At 42.5% G+C, this 22,846-nt stretch carries 18 protein-coding genes; 2 read left to right on the forward strand and 16 right to left on the reverse strand.

Translation table 11 applies throughout. The features are described from left to right. Nucleotides 1-74 precede the first annotated feature (74 nt). From IRB79_RS21355 to IRB79_RS21415, 13 genes are all read right to left on the reverse strand, one after another. On the reverse strand, nt 75-866 hold the full coding sequence (locus IRB79_RS21355; RefSeq protein ID WP_243504796.1) for a transporter substrate-binding domain-containing protein: 792 nt from the start codon (nt 864-866) through the stop codon (nt 75-77). A 180-nt stretch (nt 867-1,046) separates the two neighbouring features. Further along, nucleotides 1,047-1,484 carry a BrxA/BrxB family bacilliredoxin gene (locus tag IRB79_RS21360; protein ID WP_243504799.1) on the reverse strand — a complete coding sequence of 146 codons (438 nt, stop codon included), beginning with the start codon at nt 1,482-1,484 and terminating at the stop codon, nt 1,047-1,049. A 227-nt stretch (nt 1,485-1,711) separates the two neighbouring features. Next, on the reverse strand, nt 1,712-2,830 hold the full coding sequence (gene meaB, locus IRB79_RS21365) for a methylmalonyl Co-A mutase-associated GTPase MeaB (protein WP_243504802.1): 1,119 nt from the start codon (nt 2,828-2,830) through the stop codon (nt 1,712-1,714). Next, on the reverse strand, nt 2,831-5,023 hold the full coding sequence (gene scpA / locus IRB79_RS21370) for a methylmalonyl-CoA mutase (protein WP_243504804.1): 2,193 nt from the start codon (nt 5,021-5,023) through the stop codon (nt 2,831-2,833). Further along, nucleotides 5,013-6,875, reverse strand: a complete 1,863-nt coding sequence (locus tag IRB79_RS21375; RefSeq protein WP_243504806.1) for a methylmalonyl-CoA mutase family protein — start codon at nt 6,873-6,875, stop codon at nt 5,013-5,015. Before IRB79_RS21375 ends, scpA begins: the two co-directional genes overlap by 11 nt. Nucleotides 6,876-7,098: 223 nt before the next feature. Next, nucleotides 7,099-8,421: a dihydrolipoamide acetyltransferase family protein gene (locus IRB79_RS21380; protein WP_243504807.1), complete on the reverse strand. Its 1,323-nt coding sequence runs from the start codon at nt 8,419-8,421 to the stop codon at nt 7,099-7,101. Between the two features lie 128 nt (nt 8,422-8,549). Then, entirely contained in the window at nt 8,550-9,533 is a 984-nt protein-coding gene (locus tag IRB79_RS21385; RefSeq protein ID WP_243504809.1) for an alpha-ketoacid dehydrogenase subunit beta, read from the reverse strand. 12 nt (nt 9,534-9,545) lie between these two features. Further along, entirely contained in the window at nt 9,546-10,541 is a 996-nt protein-coding gene (locus tag IRB79_RS21390; protein WP_243504811.1) for a thiamine pyrophosphate-dependent dehydrogenase E1 component subunit alpha, read from the reverse strand. A gap of 80 nt (nt 10,542-10,621) precedes the next feature. Next, the gene (lpdA, locus tag IRB79_RS21395) at nt 10,622-12,043 is read right to left on the reverse strand and encodes a dihydrolipoyl dehydrogenase (RefSeq protein ID WP_243504812.1); all 1,422 of its coding nucleotides are present in this window, start codon (nt 12,041-12,043) and stop codon (nt 10,622-10,624) included. Between the two features lie 14 nt (nt 12,044-12,057). Further along, entirely contained in the window at nt 12,058-13,167 is a 1,110-nt protein-coding gene (buk, locus tag IRB79_RS21400; protein WP_243504814.1) for a butyrate kinase, read from the reverse strand. A 161-nt stretch (nt 13,168-13,328) separates the two neighbouring features. Next, the gene (gene bcd / locus IRB79_RS21405) at nt 13,329-14,423 is read right to left on the reverse strand and encodes a branched-chain amino acid dehydrogenase (RefSeq protein ID WP_009332881.1); all 1,095 of its coding nucleotides are present in this window, start codon (nt 14,421-14,423) and stop codon (nt 13,329-13,331) included. Between the two features lie 106 nt (nt 14,424-14,529). Beyond that, the gene (gene yqiS, locus IRB79_RS21410; RefSeq protein ID WP_243504817.1) at nt 14,530-15,432 is read right to left on the reverse strand and encodes a phosphate butyryltransferase; all 903 of its coding nucleotides are present in this window, start codon (nt 15,430-15,432) and stop codon (nt 14,530-14,532) included. A 211-nt stretch (nt 15,433-15,643) separates the two neighbouring features. Next, on the reverse strand, nt 15,644-17,710 hold the full coding sequence (locus IRB79_RS21415; protein WP_243504820.1) for a sigma-54 interaction domain-containing protein: 2,067 nt from the start codon (nt 17,708-17,710) through the stop codon (nt 15,644-15,646). A gap of 154 nt (nt 17,711-17,864) precedes the next feature. Between IRB79_RS21415 and IRB79_RS21420 the strand changes: the two genes are divergently transcribed. Both IRB79_RS21420 and IRB79_RS21425 read left to right on the forward strand, forming a co-directional pair. Further along, on the forward strand, nt 17,865-18,101 hold the full coding sequence (locus IRB79_RS21420; RefSeq protein ID WP_221878308.1) for a DUF2627 domain-containing protein: 237 nt from the start codon (nt 17,865-17,867) through the stop codon (nt 18,099-18,101). Between the two features lie 17 nt (nt 18,102-18,118). Next, on the forward strand, nt 18,119-18,259 hold the full coding sequence (locus IRB79_RS21425; RefSeq protein ID WP_243504822.1) for a YycC family protein: 141 nt from the start codon (nt 18,119-18,121) through the stop codon (nt 18,257-18,259). A gap of 131 nt (nt 18,260-18,390) precedes the next feature. On the opposite strand, the gene spo0A is transcribed toward IRB79_RS21425, so the two are convergent. The 3 genes from spo0A to recN form a co-directional block, all read right to left on the reverse strand. Continuing rightward, a complete protein-coding gene (gene spo0A, locus IRB79_RS21430) occupies nt 18,391-19,179 on the reverse strand; it encodes a sporulation transcription factor Spo0A (protein WP_243504823.1) in 789 nt (262 codons plus the stop codon). A 383-nt stretch (nt 19,180-19,562) separates the two neighbouring features. Further along, on the reverse strand, nt 19,563-20,852 hold the full coding sequence (gene spoIVB, locus IRB79_RS21435) for a SpoIVB peptidase (RefSeq protein ID WP_243504826.1): 1,290 nt from the start codon (nt 20,850-20,852) through the stop codon (nt 19,563-19,565). A 176-nt stretch (nt 20,853-21,028) separates the two neighbouring features. Next, nucleotides 21,029-22,717 carry a DNA repair protein RecN gene (recN, locus tag IRB79_RS21440; RefSeq protein ID WP_243504827.1) on the reverse strand — a complete coding sequence of 563 codons (1,689 nt, stop codon included), beginning with the start codon at nt 22,715-22,717 and terminating at the stop codon, nt 21,029-21,031. Between the last annotated feature and the right edge of the window lie 129 nt (nt 22,718-22,846).

The raw sequence follows: 22,846 nt of genomic DNA on the forward strand, positions 1-22,846 counted from the left end.
AGTAGTTTATTAGTTTCCGGGAAGAATAAAGCGTCCAAAGGAAAATATGCCTTGGACGCCAATTCCCAGCGGAATTATTTGTTATCAAACCATTTTACGATTAGTTCTTCCAATTCACCGTTTTCTTTCATCTTCACAAGCTCTGCATTGAATTTTTCAGTTAATTCGCTTCCTTTAGGAAAAGCAATGGCAGAACCTGCCTCCGCTTCAGCTTCTTCGATTGTAAAACCGGCAAGATCTTCATTTTTTTCAAAGTATCCTTTTGCAACAGTGTCTTCAATCATGGCAGCATCAAAACGGCCTGCCATAATTTCCTGAATCAATTCAGGGATGCGGTTGCGGTTTTCCACAGTCATATCAACTGTCTCACCAATTTCTTCTGCTTTATCTGCCTGAATGGAGGCAAGCTGCACGCCTAAAGTTTTCCCGTTCAAATCTTCCAATGACTCAATTCCGCTTCCTTTTTTAGAAACGATCATGTGGCTCGCTGTATAATATACATCACTGAAATCAACGTTTTGTTTGCGCTCTTCAGTAGGTGTCATACCGGCCAGAACAAAATCAACCTGGCTTGTTTCCAATGCAGGAATCAATCCGTTAAAGTCCATATCCTTCACTTGAATCTCATAACCCAATTTTTCAGCGATCGCTTTAGCCAAATCCACGTCAAAGCCGATGATTTCTTCCCCTTTTGCGGAATCTACATATTCAAATGGCGGATAATCCGCTGACGTACCCATTGTTAATACTTTTTTATCTGAGTTTTCCTCTGAGCCACTTCCAGTGCTGGCTTCTTCACTTGTGCCGCATGCAGCTAATACGCTAACTAAAAGTATGCTTAAAGCAATCATGATGACTTTTTTCATTTTAGTTTCCCCCTATAAAATATGAATAATCTCTGCATAACTATTAATAAATATTCACTAAAATGAATTTTAACAGATTTTTATATTTATGCAATAAGATTTTTAAATATTTATCAGAAGTTTAATTATTCAGATAAATAGACACAAAAAAAGTCCCGAAATTCGGGACCTTTCCGCTACTTAAAGCTCTTCACAATATTTCTCAAAGGTATCCTGCAGTTTTTGAACAACTGCCATTGGCTCATGTCCTTCAATTTCATGGCGCTCGATCATCGTGCATACTTCTCCGTCTTTAAGAAGTGCAAAAGATGGTGAAGATGGCGGATAACCGGTAAAATAAGATCTTGCTTTTTCGGTTGCTTCTTTGTCCTGTCCGGCAAATACAGTAACCAAATGGTCAGGGCGCTTATCATAATGCAGGGAATGCATGGCCGCAGGGCGGGCAATTCCGCCTGCACACCCGCAGACTGAGTTCACCATTACAAGTGTGGTGCCTTTTTTATTAAGGGCTTCATCCACTTCTTCCGGTGTCGTTAATTCTGTATAGCCGGCATGCACGATTTCCTGCCGCGCCTGCCTTACAACATCATTCATAAATAAATTGAAATCCATATTCATAGTCATCGCTCCTCTGCCAAGTTTCTTTTTCACTATATACATAATACCAAGACAAGAACAAAATTTACAATCAAGTCAATTTTTTAAATAAAAAAGTTTAGCTTTTGGGTTATGGGGGAAAGATAAAACTACAGCTAGATCCATACCCCTAAACTCCCTAGATTCGCCAGTGCCCGCAAGGCACTGGCCATTTTTTTGTATGAAAAGCTGCCCCGGTACGGGCAGCTTTATCTGTTCGAATAGATATTAAACAATTCTTCCACTGCAGATGTAACCGTCCTGTTTCCTGCGATGACCTCGTTTTCGATTTTTGGAAGGAGCGGTTTTACGGCAGGATGATAAAAAAAGCTGAATTGAAGCTGATCCAGGATCATGGAATGGATCCATTGTTTTGTCTGGAGTCTTCTTCTTCCCTCAAATACGCCTGAGGCTTTTGAAGTATCTTCAAATGTTTTGATTACTTTCCATATCTCAGGGATGCCCTCATCTAAAACAGAAGAGCAGGTATAGGCTCTGGTTTGCCATCCCTTAGTAGCAGGCTGGAGAAAGTGAAGAATACGGTTATACTCTGCTTTTGTTTTCTCCGCCAATTTTTTATTGCTTCCATCGGCTTTGTTGACGATTACTGCATCAGCCAGTTCCATAATGCCTTTTTTCATTCCCTGCAATTCATCGCCTGCCCCTGTCAGCGTTAATAGCATAAAAAAGTCAACCATGTCCCTGACAATGACTTCACTTTGTCCCACACCGACTGTTTCAACCAGAATTACATCAAAGCCTGCCGCTTCACACAGGAGCATGGTTTCTCTTGTTTTCCGGTGGACTCCCCCCAGTTTCCCTGCTGAAGGGGAAGGTCTTATGAATGCACTTGGGTTTCTGGAGAGCTGCTCCATTCTCGTTTTATCGCCAAGGATGCTGCCGCCGCTCAAGCTGGAGCTCGGATCAACGGCAAGCACAGCTACTTTTAATCCTGCGTCACATAGGTATGTCCCAAAAGATTCAATGAATGTGCTCTTTCCTGCTCCCGGCACTCCGGTTATCCCAATCCTAAGCGATTGTCCTGAATGGGGCAAAAGTTTGTGCAGGATTTCCTGCGCATGGCGAAAATGATGTTCTGCGTTACTTTCAATCAGAGTGATCGCTCTGGCAAGTACACCCCTGCTGCCATTCAAAATGCCTTCTTCAAGAACATTAAGATCAGGCAGAGAGGCAGATTTTTTTTGAAACCTGCCTTTTTTTTCAAATTTCAGCTCCGGCTCACCTGTATCCACACCACCGCGCACAATGCTTGTAAAATTATCTGCCTTTTCTTCATCAAACCATTCCGGTTTCTTATCCTCAGTCATTTACTGGGTCACTTCCTCATACCCGAGACGGCTGTAGATCTCCCTGATGACTTTTTGGGCTGCCACTGGAATAACGGTGCCCGGGCCAAAAATGGCAGAAGCACCATGCTCATATAAATACTGATAATCCTGTGCCGGAATAACCCCGCCAATGACGACAATAATATCTTCCCTGTCCAGTTTCTTCAGTTCAGCGGCAAGCTGAGGCAAAAGGGTTTTATGTCCGGCAGCAAGTGAACTGATCCCAATGACATGAACGTCATTTTCCACAGCCTGCATGGCTGTTTCTTCCGGTGTCTGGAAAAGCGGGCCTATATCCACATCAAAGCCGAGATCGGCAAAGGCGGTTGAAATGACTTTTGCTCCCCTGTCATGTCCATCCTGCCCCATCTTGGCAATCAGAATCCGCGGTCTCCTTCCCTCATTTTCAAGAAATTCATCTGTCATCTGCTTTACTTCTGCAATTTCTTCTTCGTTGGAAAAAGCAGAACTGTACACGCCGCTGATAGAACGGATAATCGCTTTATGGCGATTGGCCACTTTTTCAATCGCTTCAGAAATTTCACCGAGAGTGGCTCGCACCCTCGCTGCATTTACTGCAAGCTCTAGAAGATTGCCTTCCCCTGTATCTGCAGCTGTAGTAATAGCTTCCAAGGCTTCCGCAACTTTCTCATTATCACGTGAAGCCTTTAACTGCTCCAGTTTTTCGATCTGCTTTAAACGTACAGCTGTGTTATCAATATCCAGGATATCAATCGGCTCTTCTTTTTCCAGACGGTACTTATTCACACCAATAATGGTTTCTTTGCCGGAATCAATTTGTGCCTGTCTTCTGGCAGCCGCTTCTTCGATTCTCATTTTTGGCAATCCTGTTTCAATTGCCTTGGCCATTCCGCCAAGATTTTCGATTTCTTCAATATGCTCCCAGGCGCGCTTTATTAATTGGTCTGTTAAAGCTTCTACATAATAAGAGCCGCCCCAAGGATCGATTACATTCGTGACCCCTGTCTCCTCCTGCAGGTACAGCTGCGTATTTCTCGCTATGCGGGCAGAAAAATCTGTCGGCAATGCGATGGCTTCATCCAGTGCATTCGTATGAAGGGATTGTGTATGTCCCATCGCTGCCGCATGCGCCTCAATAAGCGTTCTTGTTACATTATTGAATGGATCCTGCTCGGTTAAGCTCCAGCCAGAGGTTTGAGAATGCGTTCTAAGCGCCATTGATTTCGGATTCCGAGGTTCGAATGTCTTCATCATTTTTGCCCAAATGTAGCGGGCTGCCCTCATTTTTGCCACTTCCATAAAGTAGTTCATGCCGATGGCCCAGAAAAACGAGAGCCTCGGTGCAAAGGAATCGATATCGATTCCAGCTTTAAGTCCAGTCCTTACATATTCGAGGCCATCTGCGAGCGTATAGGCAAGTTCAATATCAGCAGGAGCTCCCGCTTCCTGCATATGATAGCCTGAAATGCTGATGCTATTGAACTTCGGCATGTATTTTGATGTATATTCAAATATATCGGCAATGATTTTCATGGACATTTCCGGAGGGTATATATATGTGTTGCGCACCATATATTCTTTTAAAATATCATTCTGGATTGTTCCCGAAAGTTTCTCCTGGCTTACTCCCTGCTCTTCCGCTGTAACAATATAAAAAGCCATGACAGGCAATACCGCTCCATTCATCGTCATGGATACAGACATTTGATCTAACGGTATCCCATCAAACAGCGTCTTCATATCCAGGATGGAATCAATGGCCACGCCAGCTTTCCCGACGTCTCCCTCGACTCTTGGATGATCTGAATCATAGCCTCTATGAGTAGCAAGATCGAAAGCGACTGATAAGCCCTTTTGCCCCATTGCAAGATTGCGCCGGTAAAAAGCATTACTTTCCTCTGCAGTAGAAAAACCGGCATATTGTCGGACAGTCCATGGCCTGTTCACATACATGGTTGAATATGGTCCCCTTGTATATGGAGGAAGCCCCGGCTTATCGTTTAGGTGCTCCATGTCTTTAAGGTCTTCATCTGTGTACAGAGGCTTTACTTTTATTTGCTCATTTGTTTCAAAGAGAAGATTATCAATGGATGAATTGATTTCTTCCTCCGCATTTCTTTTCCAGTCATTTTTTGCTGATTGTTTTGCTTCAAGAATATCCAGGCTTTTAAAATCAGGTTTATTGGCCATTGCTTGCCTCCTCCATCTCGTTCAGCATATTTAAGAGAGTTTCATAGCAATCGCTTTTTACATGAATGTATCCGCTGATGCCAGCGCTCTTATATTCATCCTTTTTCCTATCTTCGGGAAGGCCGGCTAAATAGATTGCAGCTGACGGGAAAGCTTCTTTCAATTGTTTAATTAAAGGTACAGCCATGCTTTCGTATTGTTCATTTGATCCGCAAATAAAATAATGCCTGCAATTTGTTTTTTGAATAAACGCTTCAGCATCTTCAGGATTATATACAGAACCGCTTTTAACTGCATCAACCCCACCGGGAGCCAGGAAGCCTGAAATAAAATCAGCACGCGCCTTATGGTCTTTCAATGCTCCCAGACAGATAAGACCTAATTCAGGACGAATGCCCTTTCCCTTTAATCTTTCTGATAAACTCCGCAAACCTTCGAAGGACTCAGAAAGACGAACCTGTGGGATAGACTTGAGATCACTCCTGCTGTTGTGGACGGTTTCCATTTCTGTCTGAAGCGGCTTTTCATCAGGATTTGCATATATATTTGTTCCGATGATACTTTGTTTTCTTGTATGAACATCTTTCTTCTTCTTTTCAAGAACTTGGGAAATCTGATCCTGAACCCATCCTGTTTGAAGGGCATCCGCCATTCCTCCGTGCTCTTCTATCTCAAGGAAGAGTTCCCAGGATTTAGAAATCAGTTCATTTGTCAGATGCTCAATATACCAGGAGCCCCCTGCTGGATCAGAGACCTTCAGTAAATGCGCCTCTTCCATTAAAATGAGCTGAGTATTGCGGGCAATTCGTTCTGAAAAAGGAGATTGAGATCCTTCCGGGTCATTATACGGACTGACATGAAGGTATTGGACTCCTCCCAAAACTGCTGCGAACGCTTCATTTCCTGCTCTCAGCATATTCACATAGGAATCATAGGCTGACTTTGTAAAAAAGGACGTCTCTGCTGAAATGACCATTTTTTTACTGTCACCCTCAGCTCCGTATGCTTCTGCCACTTTGCCCCATAAAACCCTTGCGGCACGCAGCTTGGCGATTTCCATAAAAAAGTTTGAGCCAACAGCAAACTTAAATACCATTTTGGATAGCATTTCTTCGGTGCTTTTGCCTTTTTCAAGAAAATATTGCAGGTGATTTACCCCTGCTGCAAGTGAAAAAGCAAGTTCCTGGACAGCATTCGCGCCGCCATTATGATAGACCACAGAATTTACCATGATTGTTTTCAGGCTGGGCAGATTTTCAGCTGCCACACTCACCGTTTCATTCAAATTTTCATATAGCTCATCGATTGAGCGATCGTTCAATGAATCTGCAGCAGCAATAGCAAGCGGGTCGGCGGCAATATATCCAGAGACTTTTTCTCTTTCTTTTAGTGCACCAAGCCCTGCTATTAATAAGTGCTGATTGGGGCCTGCATCCACACTGAAAGGATATTTTTCATAGAGTTCCCCAACAGCCACGCTTATCTTTTCTGGATTTTTTAAGTGTTCAGGCTCGAAAGCCAGCGCTGTCTGTCCTTTATTTGTGGCGGCAAGGAGTTTATCTGCCAGCTCTTCAGAAGATGATGCATTAATTTTCTGTGCAACTTTCCATTCTTCTGACAGGTAGCCGGCAGCATATGAACCTCTTCTGAAATCTTCTGCACCTGGATACTGTGATAATGCACCTGTTGTCAGGTCTTCTTTAGAATAAAGCGGTTTCAATTTTATGTTTTCATATGTATTTCGTGATAATGATTCAATGGATTTTCCTTTAAGAGCTTTTTCCGCACTTTGTTCCCAATCATCAATTGATTGCTGCGGGAATTTTTCCTGGATCATTTTATTTAATGACATAATATGCTGTCATTGTAGCTGACAGCGTTCCCTCCCCTCATGCGGCAGCGGACTCGCTTCAACAAAAGAAACAAATGCCGCAATCATTTAATTATAATAAAATTCAAAATTCTTCACATATCTATTTTAGTATACATAAGGGAAACTGGCAATGTGCATGAACTCTTTTAGAGTTCCAATAAGAAAACGCTGCCCCAAAGCAGGGCAGCGGCAATTTTACACCTTAATAAATAGTTGTATTTTCTTTAGATGTGTTCTCAAGAATTTCTTTCACGCGCTGCAGGAAGCGTCCGCATACCAGGCCGTCAAGCACACGGTGATCTAGTGACATACAAAGGTTAACCATATCACGGACAGCAATCATGCCATTGTTCATTACAACAGGACGCTTCACAATGGATTCAACCTGAAGAATTGCAGCCTGAGGATAATTGATAATCCCCATTGACTGGACAGAACCGAATGAACCGGTATTATTTACAGTGAAAGTTCCACCCTGCATTTCAGCGGAAGTCAATTTGCCTGTACGTACTTTTAATGCAAGATCATTGATTTCACGGGCAATGCCCTTAATCGTTTTTTCATCAGCTGCTTTGATGACTGGAACGAATAACGCGTCATCTGTTGCAACTGCAATGGAGATGTTGATATCCTTCTTCTGGATAATCTTATCTCCTGCCCACATGGAATTAATCTGCGGGAATTCCTTAAGGGCCTGTGCAACTGCTTTTACGAAGAAAGCAAAGAATGTAAGGTTGAAGCCCTCTTTTTGCTTAAACTCACCTTTGATGCTGTTGCGGTATTCAACAAGATTGGTAACATCCACTTCCATCATTGTCCATGCATGAGGCGCTTCATGTTTGCTGCGAAGCATATTGGCAGCAATCGCTTTACGCACTCCAGTGACAGGGATTTCAACATCACCCGGCATAACTGGAACATTAGGTGCAGGAGCTGCCTGTTTAGGTGCTGCAGGCTGGGACGGGGCTGGAGCAGGTGCTGGCGCTTCTGTCTTTTCCGGTGCAGCCGCAGCTGCTGCAGCTGTAGGAATATCTCCGGACTCAATGATTTTCATAAGATCTTTACGGGTGATGCGTCCGCCCCCGCCTGTACCTGTCACCTGGTTTAAGTCAATGCCATGCTCTTGAGAAAGATTTAAAACGGCAGGTGAATAGCGGACTCCTTTTGGAGCATCTTCTTTAACAGGTGCCGCCGGTGCAGAAGGCGTCGCTCCTGAAGGTGCAGCTTGAGCTCTGTCCTCTGCTTTAGGCTCTGATGGAGCCTCCTGAGCTGCTTCACCGCCGCCTTCAGTTTCGATTGTCAGAATAACCTGGCCAACTTCATAAGTTTCGCCTTCTTCTGCAACCAATTCTTTGATTACACCGGAGAAAGAAGATGGGACCTCAGCATTTACTTTGTCAGTCATTACTTCAGCAAGCGGATCATATTTATTTACTTTATCTCCAACGGAAACCAGCCATTTGCTGATTGTCCCTTCTGTAACACTTTCCCCAAGCTGGGGCATTTTAATTTGCTCAATAGCCATTGGGTAACCTCCTTCTAGCTGCCCGCATTTTGCGGGTCATGCAGCCGGTGCAGCTGGTCCGGAATGAATTCCAGCCGGAGAGCTGCACCATCTGCGCTTTCCATTTTTATTAGCTAAGATGCCAGTTATTAAAATTCAGCCAATTCACGCATTTCTTTTTCTACTTTATCAGGGTTAACCATAAAGTATTTTTCCATAGTTGGGGCGTAAGGCATTGCTGGCACATCAGGACCGGCAAGTCGTTTGATTGGTGCATCCAGTTCAAACAGGCAGTTCTCTGCAATAATGGCAGAAACTTCGCTCATGATGCTGCCTTCTTTATTATCTTCAGTGAGAAGAAGCACTTTTCCTGTTTTTGAAGCAGCTTCGATAATTGCTTCTTTATCTAGCGGATAAACCGTTCTTAAATCAAGGATGTGCGCTGAGATGCCATCTTTGGCAAGTCTTTCAGCAGCCTGAAGAGCGAAATGAACGCATAGACCATAAGTAATCACCGTGATATCTTCACCCTCGCGTTTTACATCCGCTTTTCCGATTGGCAGCACATAATCATCATCAGGAACCTCGCCCTTAATCAGGCGATATGCACGCTTATGTTCAAAGAACAGTACAGGATCCTCGTCACGGATTGCCGCTTTCAATAAACCCTTTACATCATAAGGCGTTGAGGGCATAACAATCTTAAGTCCCGGCTGATTCGCAAATACTGCTTCGACAGATTGGGAATGATATAGTGCTCCATGAACACCGCCGCCATATGGTGCACGAACAACAATCGGACAGCTCCAGTCATTGTTGGATCGGTATCGGACGCGTGCCGCTTCTGAAATAATCTGGTTAACCGCCGGCATTATAAAGTCGGCAAATTGCATTTCAGCAATCGGACGCATTCCATACATCGCTGCACCGATTCCAACCCCTGCAATCGCTGATTCAGCAAGCGGAGTATCAATTACGCGGTCTTCTCCAAATTTATCATATAGTCCTTGTGTCGCTTTAAATACGCCACCTTTTTTACCTACGTCTTCACCTAAAACAAATACCTTTGGATCTCTTTCCATTTCCTCGCGGATTGCCATAGTTACCGCATCGATATAAGAAATTACAGCCATATTCTCTCCCCCTTACTGTTCAGCATAGACATGCTTTAAAGCAGATTCCGCTTCTGCATATGGAGCGTTTTCAGCATAATCAGTTGCTTCGTTTACCAATTTCATAACCCGGTCATTAATTTCCTTTTCGATCGCATCATCCATTACGCTATTTTCTTTCAGGTATGCGCCAAAAGTAATTATAGGATCTTTTGTTTTCGCTTCAGCCACTTCATCAGGAGCACGGTAGCTTCGGTCATCATCATCAGATGAGTGAGGAGTTAAACGGTATGAAATGGTTTCGACCAATGTCGGCCCTTCTCCGCGGCGGCCTCTGTCTGCCGCTTCTTTCACAGCTTTATAAACTTCAAGCGGATCATTTCCGTCAACTGTTATACCCGGCATGCCGTAGCCGATAGCTCTGTCAGATACGTTTTCGCAAGCAAGCTGCTTTTCAATCGGTACAGAGATTGCATATTTATTATTCTCACACATAAAGATAACAGGCAGCTTATGAACACCGGCAAAGTTCGCACCTTCATGGAAGTCCCCCTGGTTTGATGAACCTTCACCAAACGTTACAAAGGTTACCAGATCTTTTCCTTCCAGCTTTCCGCCAAGAGCAACCCCAACAGCATGAGGCACCTGTGTAGTAACAGGTGAAGAGCCTGTTACGATACGGTTTTTCTTTTGACCAAAATGTCCTGGCATTTGGCGGCCTCCTGAGTTTGGATCTTCAGCTTTGGCAAACCCTGAAAGCATTAATTCCTTTGCAGTCATGCCGAATGTAAGGACTACTCCCATGTCGCGATAGTATGGCAGGACGTAATCCTTCTCGCGATCAAGTGCAAATGCAGCACCTACCTGAGCAGCTTCCTGTCCCTGACATGAAATAACGAAAGGGATTTTTCCCGCGCGGTTCAAAAGCCACATACGCTCATCAATACGTCGAGCTAATAGCATCGTCTCATACATTTCAAGAACTTTCTCATCACTTAAACCTAAATCTTTATGACGGTTTTCAGCCATTTATACAACCTCCTAAGCTAATATGTATCCCCGGGCTCCAAAAGTGAGCCTGGACTTTTTCTATTTATTCAATTGGAACTTTATCCGTGGATAGCTTTTCCATCAACTGCAAGGGCAGCTTCACCGATTGCTTCAGATAACGTCGGATGAGGATGGATGGTATGTGCTACTTCCCATGGAGTTGCATCAAGAACACGCGCCAGGCCTGCTTCTGAAATCATGTCTGTTACGTGCGGGCCTATCATATGGACACCCAGGATATCATCGGTATCTTTATCTGCCACAATTTTGACAAAGCCGTCGGATTCACCAAATACCAGTGCCTTTCCGATTGCCCGGAATGAGAACTTGCCAGTTTTGACATTATGGCCTTTTTCTTTAGCTTCATCTTCTGTTAATCCTACGCTTGCCGCTTCAGGTGAACTGTAAATGCATTTAGAAACCAGGCTGTAGTCAATTGGAGAAGGATTCTGGCCGGCAATGTGCTCCACGGCTACAATGCCTTCATGAGAAGCAACATGCGCCAGCTGTAGGCCGCCAATGACGTCACCAATTGCATAGATATGGGATTCCTTTGTCTGGAAGTATTCATTTGCTAGAATAAATCCCTTTTCAATCTGAATGTCAGTATTTTCAATGCCAATGCCCTCTGTATTTGCCTGACGCCCCACAGAAACAAGCAATTTCTCGGCGGAGAATTCCTGCTGAGATCCTTTCACTTCAGCTGAAATCGTAACTCCTTCGCCTTTCTGAAGGGTTTCAGGAAGCACTTTTGCTCCTGTTACAATTTTGACTCCCTTTTTCTTCATAAGGCGCTGCATTTCTTTTGAAATTTCTTTATCTTCCGTAGGAATAATGCGGTCAGCATATTCGATTACTGTTACATCAGCACCAAAGTCTGATAACATTGATGCCCATTCGATGCCGATGACTCCGCCTCCAACAATAATAATGGAGTTTGGCACTTCTTCCAAAGCTAAAGCCTCATCCGAAGTCATTACAAGTTGTCCATCAATGTCCAATCCTGGCAGGGTACGAGGACGTGATCCAGTTGCTACAATAACATTTTTAGGGATAAGCATTTCATTTTCGTCCCCATTGTTCATTTCAACAGAAATTGTCCCTGGCATCGGAGAGAAAATAGAAGGTCCAAGAATGCGGCCTGTGCCTTCAAAAACATCAATCTTGCCTTGCTTCATCAAGTGCTGAACACCTTTATGAAGCTGATCAACGATTTTATTTTTTCTTTCCTGTACCTTACTGAAATTGATGGATACATCACTTGTCATTACGCCAAAATCTTCACTGTGCTTAGCGGTAGCAAACACTTCAGCACTTCTTAATAAAGCCTTGCTTGGTATGCAGCCTTTGTGAAGGCAAGTCCCTCCAAGTTTTCCTTTTTCAACCATTGCCGTTTTTAAACCAAGCTGTGAAGCACGGATGGCTGCTACATAACCGCCTGTGCCTCCACCTAAAATCACCAAATCATATTCCTGTGCCAAGTTGCTTCCCCCTTCTATTTCAACGCTGCTTTGCCAGCTGTTTTTCCAGGATATTCTTTTTCAGTCTCTTCACCGCGAAGGACACGAAGAGCGCCTTCTGCGAGTGCCTGCAGTTCATTTTCACCAGGCTGCACCATAACATCTGCAATCCAGTTAATCCGCTCACTGATTTCTTTTACAAAGTCCTTGCCATAGGCAAGACCGCCTGTAAGGATAATGGCATCAACCTTTCCGCCAAGCACTGCACTGGCAGAACCGATTTCCTTAGCCACCTGATAAGCCATTGCGGAGTAGACAAGCTTTGCTTTCTCATCTCCGTTTTCAATCATCTTTTCAACCTTTACTGCATCATTTGTTCCCAGGTAACCAACGAGACCGCCTTGTCCAACAAGCTTCTTCATCACTTCTTCACGATAAAAGCTGCCGGAGTAGCAAAGTCCCACCAAATCACCGGCAGGTACTGTACCTGCCCGTTCCGGACTGAATGGCCCGTCTCCGTGAAGTCCGTTATTAACATCAACTACTCTGCCTTTTTTATGAGCGCCTACAGTAATACCTCCGCCCATATGCGTAACGATCAGGTTAAGCTCCTCGTACTTTAGCCCAAGTTCTTTAGCTACTCTCCTGGCAACAGCTTTCTGATTTAAGGCATGGAAAATACTTTTCCTCTCTATCATTGAAAAGCCTGAAATACGGGCAATTGGATCCAATTCATCAACCACAACCGGATCGACAATGAACGAAGGAATATTTAAACCCGAAGCAATCTCATATGCCAGGATTCCGCCAAGGTTAGAAGCATGCTGACCAGCAAAACCGGCACGAAGATCCTCAAGCATTGCATCATTAACTGAATATGTGCCTCCTTCAATCGGTCGCAGCAAACCGCCACGGCCGCACACTGCACTTAATTTGGAGATATTGATTCCTTCATGATCCAGTGTTTCCAGAATGGTCTGCTTGCGGAATTCATATTGATCGATAATACTTTCATAAGAGTTAATGACATCTGCATCATGGCGCAATGTCTTCTCCAGGACAGAGATCTCATTATCGAAAACTCCAATCTTAGTTGAAGTGGATCCCGGATTGATGACGAGAATTCGATGTTCTTGTTCTAGCACGTTTAAACCTCCATAAAGAGCGGAAATCTCCCTTGTAAAAGCATACTCTTACTCAGGTACTATAACTCCGCTGCATTTTTTCTACTCTGTTTTTAAAGGCAAAGACGCTGAATATTCCATTCAGCGCTTTGCATTTCAGGAAAGATAGTCCTCCCTGAAACTTATCTGCGGCTTAGAATATGATGGCCATTTTGGAGGAATTGTCCGCGTGAATTACGCATTCTTTCAATTCTTTCCTCAACCATGCGGTCAGCCGCTTTATATGTCGGAATTCCATCCCTTTTAGCAATTTCAATAACTTTTTCAATATTATTGTATACAGTTTCAACTTTTTTCATTGCACGTTCGCGGTTGTATCCGTACAGCTCATCTGCAACATTAATAACTCCGCCTGCATTAATTACATAGTCTGGAGCGTAAACGATGCCCATCTCATGGATTAAGTCACCGTGGCGTGTTTCTTTAAGCTGATTGTTGGCAGCTCCAGCGATTACTTTTGCTTTCAGCTGTGGAATTGTATCATCATTAACTGTGGCACCTAAAGCACAAGGAGCATAAATATCACATTCAACTCCATAAATTTCATTCGGTTCAACTGCTTTAGCACCGAACTCTTCAACTGCACGCTGAACTGCTTCTTTATTAATATCCGTAACAATCAGCTGTGCACCTTCTTCATGCAGATGGCGGCAAAGATTGAACGCAACGTTTCCAACACCCTGAACAGCAATTGTTTTGCCTTCAAGAGAGTCAGTTCCGAATGCCGCCTTTGCTGCTGCCTTCATTCCTCTGTATACGCCATAAGCTGTAACTGGTGAAGGGTTGCCAGAAGAACCGAAAGCAGGTGAAATTCCTGTTACATAGTCTGTTTCCTCATGGATCAGGTCCATATCAGCTACAGTAGTACCCACGTCCTCAGCAGTAATGTAACGTCCATTTAAACCTTGGATATAGCGTCCGAATGCACGGAACATTTCTTCGTTTTTATCTTTGCGCGGATCGCCGATAATAACTGTTTTACCGCCTCCAAGATTTAAACCAGCTGCTGCATTCTTATAAGTCATGCCGCGTGCAAGGCGCAATGCATCCTCAATAGCTGCTTCTTCAGATTCATAAGTCCACATGCGTGTACCGCCTAGTGCTGGGCCTAAAGTGGTATCATGAATAGCAATAATAGCTTTTAAGCCTGATTGTTTGTCCTGGCAAAACACCACTTGTTCGTAATCGTAAGTTTCTAGGTATTTGAAGATTTCCATGTTATAATTCCTCCCCGGATTTTTTAAAAGTAATATGTTCGTTTTGTTAATAAATTTTTAATTGCGATTTAGAAAATGCTGAATGAATTAATTTCTATCAAACCCATTACTTTGCTGAGCATATCGCTAAAGCCAGTGAATAAACCTTGCTTTCAGCCGAATCTGCTCTTGAAGTAAGAACGATCGGAGCTTTGGCACCTGCAATAACGGCTCCTACTTTTGCTTTAGCAAAATAGACAAGTGATTTATATAAAGTATTCCCAACTTCTATAGTCGGCACTAATAAAATATCTGCCTGTCCGGCAACTTCGCTTTTGATCCCCTTATGTTCAGCCGCTTCAAATGAAATTGCATTATCCAAAGCCAGAGGACCGTCGACAAGACAATCTTTTATCTGGCCCCTTTGGTTCATAAGAGTTAATGCTGATGCATCCAGAGTTGCCTGCATAGCAGGATTAACAACCTCTACTGCAGCAATCGGGGCTACAAGAGGCTTTTCTATTCCTATGCTCCTTGCAATTTCAACTGCATTTTTCAGGATTTGTGCTTTTTGATTGAGGTCCGGTGCAATATTCATAGCTGCATCAGTGACAATCGTAAATCGTTCAAAACCTGGAACCTCAAATACAGCCACATGTGATAAAACATTACCTGTTCTTAAGCCGAATTCTTTATTTAAGACAGCTTTTAAAATACCTGCAGTCGGGATATTTCCCTTCATCAGCACATTGGCTTTCTGCTCTTTTACAGCCCTGACTGCCAATTCTGCAGCTTGAGCAGGCGATTCTGCATGAATGATTTCAAGCTTAGGGCTTTCAGCTGCTGCGCTATGATTCCGATTTATAATTTCGCGGATTTTTTCCTGATCTCCGAATAATAAAAAGCTTGCTAAGTTCAGCTTAATTGCTTCAGCAACTGCTTCGAGAACTTCTTCGTCTTCCGCTGCGGCTACGGCTACAGTTTTCTCACCATATTGGGTTGCTTTCGTTAGAAGCGAATCCAATTTCATCTGTTCAACCCCCTTACAAGAAAAGCGCAGGCGCCTTGCCCACCCCCGACACCACGAGGGGGCAGGCTGCTTGCACTAGACAATAATCGACGCCTTTTTCTTGATGTTCTTCCGTTTATTATTCTTGCAAGAAGTGTGCCAACTTAAAAAATGCTGTGAAAACGCTTTATTCATCGAACTAAAGCGCGCAAATAATTGCACACTATGAAATTTATTGCATGCCATCTTTTGCAATATCGTATTTCTCCAATTTATAGTAAAGATTCCTGACTGAGAGTCCAAGCGATTTAGCTGTCTTGGTTTTATTTCCATCCAGCTTGTGAAGTGTTTGTCTGATCATTTTTGCCTCATACTGCTCTACCAGCTGAGTTAAGGTTTTAGTTTGTGCTTCTTCACTTGTTTCAACGCTCGGAAACGGATTATTGGCACCTATTAAATCCGGAATATGCCGTTCCTCTATTTCCGTTTCGTTGTAATTCATAAAAATAATGGCCCTGCCGAGGATATTATCAAGTTCTCTCACATTTCCCGGCCAATCATAAGCCATCAGTTTATTAACAGCTTGTTCTGTTACACCTTCTACATTCCGTCCATATTCCTGATTGATCTTTTGAATAAGTCTGCTGCATAGAAGAGGAATATCCTCCTTCCTGCGTCTTAATGAAGGAATATGTATGGGCATTCTATTCAGCCTGTAGTATAAGTCTTCCCTGAAGGTGCCGTCTGCAATTCCTTTTTCTAAATTCACATTGGTCGCAGCAATAACACGAACATCTATTGAAACAGGCTTGGTCCCTCCAACTCTTGTAATTTCATGTTCTTGAAGAACCCTGAGCAGTTTCGCCTGAGTGTTAGCTGTCAGCTCGCCAATTTCATCCAGAAAGATACTGCCTTTATCAGCTTCCTCAAACAAACCCCGTTTACCGCCTCTTTTTGCTCCCGAGAATGCCCCCTCTTCATAGCCGAATAATTCGCTTTCCAGAAGAGACTCTGATAACGCGGCGCAATTAACCCTGATAAACTTGTTATATTTTCGGTCGCTTGCATTATGTATAGCGTGGGCGAACAATTCTTTGCCTGTCCCTGATTCTCCTCTAAGCAAAACGGTAGCGGGAGTTTTAGCTCCAAGTCTTGCCTGTTCAATTGCAAGCGTCATCTCTTCAGATGTTCCAATAATATCCTCAAATGAATATTTCGCTTCCAATGTACGGATAATCTGTCTTGCCCGGCTTAATTCACGGTTCAGATTCTGAATTTCCGATACGTCGTGAATAACACCAACACTTCCTTTTAACTTTCCATCAACAATGACAGGCGCAACATTTACAATAACATCCTTTCTTTTCGGTCCGACCCTCATGGCCACACCTCTCATCGCCCTTCTCGTTTGAAGAACCTTCATATGAACACTTTCACCTTCGGAAATATCCGCTGTGGCAGGCTTCCCGATCACTTTTTCTTCTTCCAGGCCAGTAAGCCTGGAATATGCCGGATTAATCAAAATCCCTTTCCCATTTTCATCAACTACGGAAATGGCTTCCTCACTTGATTGAATAATCGCCTGAAGCATCGTCTGTATCTCTTTCAAATTCGTAATTTCTTCCGCAAGCGAGACTACTTCTGTTATGTCCTTAAAAACAGCAAATGCACCCATTAATTCGTTATTTTCTCCAAGCATCGGTATTCTTGTCGTTATAATTTTCAGGCCATTTGCCAAAGTCATTGCCTGATTCGCTTCAATTCTCCTTGTCGCCATAACTCTGGGAAGCATGCTGTCCGTAATGACTTCATTAATTTTTTTTCCTAAAGCGTCTTTCCTCTTAATTCCTGTTATTCTCTCCGCACTTCGATTAAAGACTGTAATCTCACTAAGATTATTGATTACTATCATTCCGTCATCAGTCGAATTAAAAATCAAATCATGCTTATACGTTTCATTTCTGAATTTTGAAATCAGCTCTTCCTTTTCTTCAAGTAATTTCGCGATTAAAAAAGCTACACTTCCAGGTATTAGGACCGTATTTTTGCTTCTGGCTTCCCTGATGTCGATAAATACTTGTTCATTTCCGGTAACTTCAATAATGATATCAATATCTTGATCCATAAAATGACGCCAATCAGTGCCAATCGGGATGTCGCTTTCTTTGGCAATCTGAAGCCCGTCAGCATCCGGATCGATATCCACCATTGCTTTTACATCCAGAACAGCCGTTTCTTTTATTATTTTAAGGATGGACGTACCGCCTTTTCCTGCACCGACAATCATTACTGTTTGCATTGTTTTACCTGCTTTCATTGAAAATTCTTGCACGCTTCACATTATTCCGTGCAACATTCTTCATGATTTTATTTTAGCACAGCAACGGCACTTGACAAATTTATTTAATGATTTATGATTTCGGTAGGTAATTCGATTTGAAGGGAATTTTTTTATGATTAGACTAATTGCTTTATTAATTTTACTCCTGCCAGGCATATTGGCTGTCTATGGGATAAAATTAATGAGAGATATGGTCTTTGGCGTATTGCAAAGCCCATTTCCATATTTATGGCTTCAATTTGTTTCAGGTTTCCTTTTCTTAATCATAGGTCTTGGCTTTATCGCAGGATTTATTCTTTATCGCGATCGAAAGAGAAACAAAGTTCAGGAACGATTTAAAACCAAATAAGTTAGTGGGGGATAAAAGTGAAGCCGCTGCAGATATCACCGGAAACAGCATTAATGCTTGCTGAAAAACTAAATCTTCCTCTTGAGCAAATCATGCACATGCCTCAGCACATTCTGATTCAAAAGATGATGGAGCTTGAGAAAGAAGAAAAAAAATAAATTAAAAAGTTCAGTTTGAAAAATTTCAAACTGAACTTTTTTGTTTCCGCTGAGTTTTGAGGATAATAAAAAACGCCCCATAAGGAGCGCAGCAAAATAAATAAATGATTTTGTTATAAGTCCTTACCCTTTCAAGAAGCTTTGTGCTCCAGACGCAGCTTATCTGCAACCATTGCAATAAATTCCGAGTTGGTTGGCTTTGCTTTTGTCATGCTGACTGTATATCCGAAAAGAGAGGAAATGGAATCAATATTACCGCGGCTCCACGCAACTTCAATCGCATGGCGGATTGCACGCTCCACACGGCTTGCCGTAGTATTAAACTTCTTAGCTATATCGGGGTACAGCACTTTTGTAATGGAACCGAGAAGTTCTATATCATTGTACACCATTGAAATTGCTTCACGGAGATATAAGTATCCTTTAATATGGGCAGGAACGCCAATTTCATGGATGATGCTGGTGATGCTGGCATCCAGGTTCTTAGGCTTTGCTTCTGCCTGAGTACGGTAAGATGGAGCGGGCTTGCGGAGAAATGAATTTGATTTTCCGCTGACCTGACGTATATGGCTTGCCAAATTGTCCATGTCAAATGGTTTAAGGATAAAGTAAGAAGCTCCCAAATCCACTGCCTTTTTGGTGACATCTTCCTGTCCGAATGCAGTAAGCATGATGACATTAGGGAGTGAATTCAAATTTAAATCTCTCATTTTTTCGAGTACAGCAAGTCCATCCAAGTGAGGCATGATGATATCCAATACAAGAACGTCGGGCTGTGTCTGCTCTAATATTTCGAGGCAATCCTGTCCATTATGAGCAACACCGGCAACTTCCATGTCTTCCTGGGAAGATATATATTCCTCTAAAAGCCCGACCAGTTCCCTATTATCATCCACAACACAAACTTTTATTTTCTTCACTTACTTTCCTCCTCGGTCCAATTATGGTCTCTTTAATGAATGTTCATTTTCGAACACGCTCTTTTTGATATCTATTTTCTATTCTAAATGAGAAATTCGACAATGCAACAAAAATCCCTCTACTTTTTTGAAATTTTCTTAAAAAACCAACTAAATCTCATTTATTCTTTTGTTTTCTTCTGTTTTCGACCGATTTCGTCACACTCTTTACAATTCGTGTATTTTTGTCGAAAAATCTTTGTTTTCATTCATTTTAGCATAATTATGGCTGTTTCCTCATAGGTTTTGTTTAGCCTATAATATGACCTGTTGATTTCCGCTGTACAAGAACAGCCAAAAAAAAGGACGGGTTTTACCCGCCTTTTAATTGTTCCATTCAAGTATTAGGATGCTTTTTCTTCAGCTTTTTCATATATATCGATGCCTGCTTCATTTAGCATCCATTCAATATGGACACCATATCCTGAAGTAGGGTCGTTTACAAATACATGTGTCACTGCTCCAATAATCTTGCCATCCTGGATAATCGGGCTTCCGCTCATCCCCTGGACTATGCCGCCTGTTTTATCAAGCAGCTTCTGATCCGTCACTTTTATGACCATTCCTTTTGTTGCCGGAAACTTCTGCGGAATCGTACTGACAATTTCAATATCGAACAATTGTACTTCATCATTGTCGACCACAGTTAAAATTTGGGCAGCTCCCTCTTTTACCTGATGGGATAAGGCTATAGGCATCGGTTTGTCAAAAATTCCGTTCTTCATATCCCGGTTTAATTCCCCGAATATTCCGAAAGGACTGTTCCTGACAATATTCCCGATTATTTCTTTATCTGAGGAAAATCGTGCAAGTTTTTCACCGGGATTGCCATTGCTGCCTTTTTCGATTGAAGTAACAGTCGATCTGACAATTTGTCCGTCTTCAACCACAATTGGCTTCTTTGTATCCATATCGGAAATAACATGGCCGAGTGCTCCATATTTTTTTGATTCCGGGTGATAGAAAGTCATCGTCCCAATGCCTGCTGCAGAGTCACGTATATATAATCCAAGCTTATAGGTTTCTTCCCCGTTTTCTTTTAAGGGAGTCAGCTCAGTTTTCACCTTTCCGCTTTCACGGCTTACGATGATTTGGAGCGGATTGCCGCTTTTGCCTGCTTCTTGAACAAAGGGAGCAACATCTGACATCTTTTCTATTTTCTTTCCATTGATTTCTGTAATGATATCTCCAACTTTTATGCCGGCTGTTTCGCCTGGCGAAGCTTTTCCTTCAGCCGTATTAACCTGATGGTGTCCAACTACTAACACGCCTACTGTATTCAGTTTAACCCCGATCGATTGGCCTCCTGGAATTACTTTAAAATCTTTTAAGACGTTAACATCAACTTTCTTGATCGGAAACCCTGCCAGCTCGAGAAGCATTTCATTTTTTCCATTTTCATTTGCATGAACCGATATCGAATGGTTATCTTCCTTAAGTGAAACACTTTTATTATCTATGGACAGTCCAGCCGACACTGCTTCTGCCTTTGCAATGTCCAGCTGCTGCCCTTCAAAAAGAGTAATATTTGCAGGTATTTGCAAATATTCCTGAACAGGCTTGGAAAAACCTAAAGCAATTAATGAAACAAGGAGAATTCCACCAATTATTTTGCGTAAAACATCATATGTCAAATTTTTCACTCTCCTCGCTTCTAGTCCATCCACGTCAAATGGCTACATCTTTAATTTTGCCTGCATCGAAGGCATTTATAACAGCCATTCACATAAAAAAAGCTATCCTGCTTTGGATAGCTTTTCAAGGTATTAGTTCTAATAGTGCAGCTGATGGGAACAGACCTTATAATTGATCAAAATAACTTTAGCTGATTAGCCAGATGCAGCAGCTCTTTCGCATGCTCTTTTGTCAAATCAGTAATTTCCACTCCGGAAATCATACGGCCGATTTCTTTGATTTTCTCATCCTCAGTCAGCGGTTTTACTGTTGTTTTTGTCCGCCCATCCTTTGTGTTTTTAGCAATGAATAAATGAGTATCTGCCATGGCCGCAACCTGCGGAAGATGAGAGATGCACAGCACCTGTGAATCCACGGAAACGTGATGAATCTTTTCCGCGATGGCTTGCGCAACCCTGCCGCTCACGCCTGTGTCTACCTCATCGAAAATTATACTTGTGACACCCTGATGTTTTGAAAATATGCTCTTTAAAGCAAGCATGATTCGGGACAATTCCCCGCCTGATGCAATTTTAGACAGCGGCTTGAGCGGTTCTCCCGGATTGGTGGAAAGGTAGAACTCCGCCCTGTCAATTCCGTTCTTTAGGAAGACTTCGGGATCAGAAAAGAATCTGACCTCAAAAACTGTCTTTTCCATATATAGTTCCTTAAGCTCTTTATGAATTAACTTGGTAAGCTTAAGAGCAGATTTTCTGCGCAGCTTGCTCAATTCTTCTCCTTCAACCAGAAGGTCTTTTTTCAGTGCAGCAACTTCCTTTTGCAGCTTATCAATATGAGTTTCTTTATTTTGCAGGGTTTCAATTTCTTCTTCTATTTTTGCAGCGTATTCCAGCACTTCTTCAACCGTTTTTCCATATTTTCTCTTTAGCCCATTAATTTCATTCAATCTGCTTTCTATCTCATTAAGCCTTTGGGGATCATATTCCATAAAGTCCATTTCATTGCGGAGTGATCGGGCTGCATCTTCAAGCAAATAAAAACTGTTTGCCACATTTTCCGCTATTTCTTTATAGGCAGAGTCCAGTTCAGCGGCATCATTCATATAGCCCATAACCATTCCGATCCAATCAAGCCCTTTATGTTCTCCTTGAAGGGCATTATAGCCTGACTGTAGAGAATCAAAAATACGTTCATAATTGGAAAGCCTGCTCTTTTCTTCAATCAAATCTTCATCTTCGTTCAATTTCAGCTGAGCCGACTGAATTTCATCCAGCTGAAATTGAATTAGATCAAGCCGATGCGCCATTTGCTGTTCATTCTCACTTAAATTCTTAAGCTTTTTCAGAGTACTTTCATATAACCTATAGATATCGTGGTATTCAGTTAAGGCAGCGGATATTTTGGATCCTCCAAACTGATCGAGGAGAGGAAGATGAAAGGTTTCATCCATTAATTCCTGATGTTCATGCTGACCGTGTATATCAATAAGCGAACTTCCGATTTCTCTCAATACAGAAATAGTGACAAGTTTTCCGTTCACTCTGCAGACGCTTTTTCCTGTCTTTGATATATCCCTGCGGAGAACAATCATTCCATCTTCAATCTCTATCCCAAATTCAGCAGACCTTTTATAGCAAGGATGTTTAGGATCATCCAGGATAAAAAGCCCCTCAATTTCAGCCTTATCTTCACCATGGCGGACAAATTCTGCAGATCCCCTGCCTCCAGCCAGCAAGTGAATGGCATCGATAATGATGGACTTCCCTGCTCCGGTTTCACCAGTTAAAACAGTTAAGCCCTTTTCAAATGAGACAGAAAGGGCTTCGATTATGGCAAAATTTCGTATGGATATTTCGTTTAACAATCATATCACCTCATAAGAAAAGCGCAAGCGCCTTGCCCACCCCCGACACCTCGAGGGGGTAGGCGCTGGAGCTAGACAGTTATCTAACTTCAGAATTTATACTTTCTTATCTTTTAAGAAAAGCCCAGA

Source organism: Cytobacillus oceanisediminis, assembly GCF_022811925.1.
Taxonomy (GTDB): domain Bacteria; phylum Bacillota; class Bacilli; order Bacillales; family Cytobacillaceae; genus Cytobacillus; species Cytobacillus oceanisediminis_D.

Excerpts from the sequence above, each read along its gene's own strand:
- IRB79_RS21380 (WP_243504807.1), bottom strand. The coding sequence starts at position 8,421 with ATGGCTATTGAGCAAATTAAAATGCCCCAGCTTGGGGAAAGTGTTACA.
- IRB79_RS21360 (WP_243504799.1), bottom strand. The coding sequence starts at position 1,484 with ATGAATATGGATTTCAATTTATTTATGAATGATGTTGTAAGGCAGGCG.
- IRB79_RS21415 (WP_243504820.1), bottom strand. The coding sequence starts at position 17,710 with ATGCAAACAGTAATGATTGTCGGTGCAGGAAAAGGCGGTACGTCCATC.
- IRB79_RS21355 (WP_243504796.1), bottom strand. The coding sequence starts at position 866 with ATGAAAAAAGTCATCATGATTGCTTTAAGCATACTTTTAGTTAGCGTA.
- IRB79_RS21375 (WP_243504806.1), bottom strand. The coding sequence starts at position 6,875 with ATGTCATTAAATAAAATGATCCAGGAAAAATTCCCGCAGCAATCAATT.
- IRB79_RS21390 (WP_243504811.1), bottom strand. The coding sequence starts at position 10,541 with ATGGCTGAAAACCGTCATAAAGATTTAGGTTTAAGTGATGAGAAAGTT.
- meaB (WP_243504802.1), bottom strand. The coding sequence starts at position 2,830 with ATGACTGAGGATAAGAAACCGGAATGGTTTGATGAAGAAAAGGCAGAT.
- IRB79_RS21420 (WP_221878308.1), top strand. The coding sequence starts at position 17,865 with ATGATTAGACTAATTGCTTTATTAATTTTACTCCTGCCAGGCATATTG.
- yqiS (WP_243504817.1), bottom strand. The coding sequence starts at position 15,432 with ATGAAATTGGATTCGCTTCTAACGAAAGCAACCCAATATGGTGAGAAA.
- bcd (WP_009332881.1), bottom strand. The coding sequence starts at position 14,423 with ATGGAAATCTTCAAATACCTAGAAACTTACGATTACGAACAAGTGGTG.
- IRB79_RS21385 (WP_243504809.1), bottom strand. The coding sequence starts at position 9,533 with ATGGCTGTAATTTCTTATATCGATGCGGTAACTATGGCAATCCGCGAG.
- scpA (WP_243504804.1), bottom strand. The coding sequence starts at position 5,023 with ATGGCCAATAAACCTGATTTTAAAAGCCTGGATATTCTTGAAGCAAAA.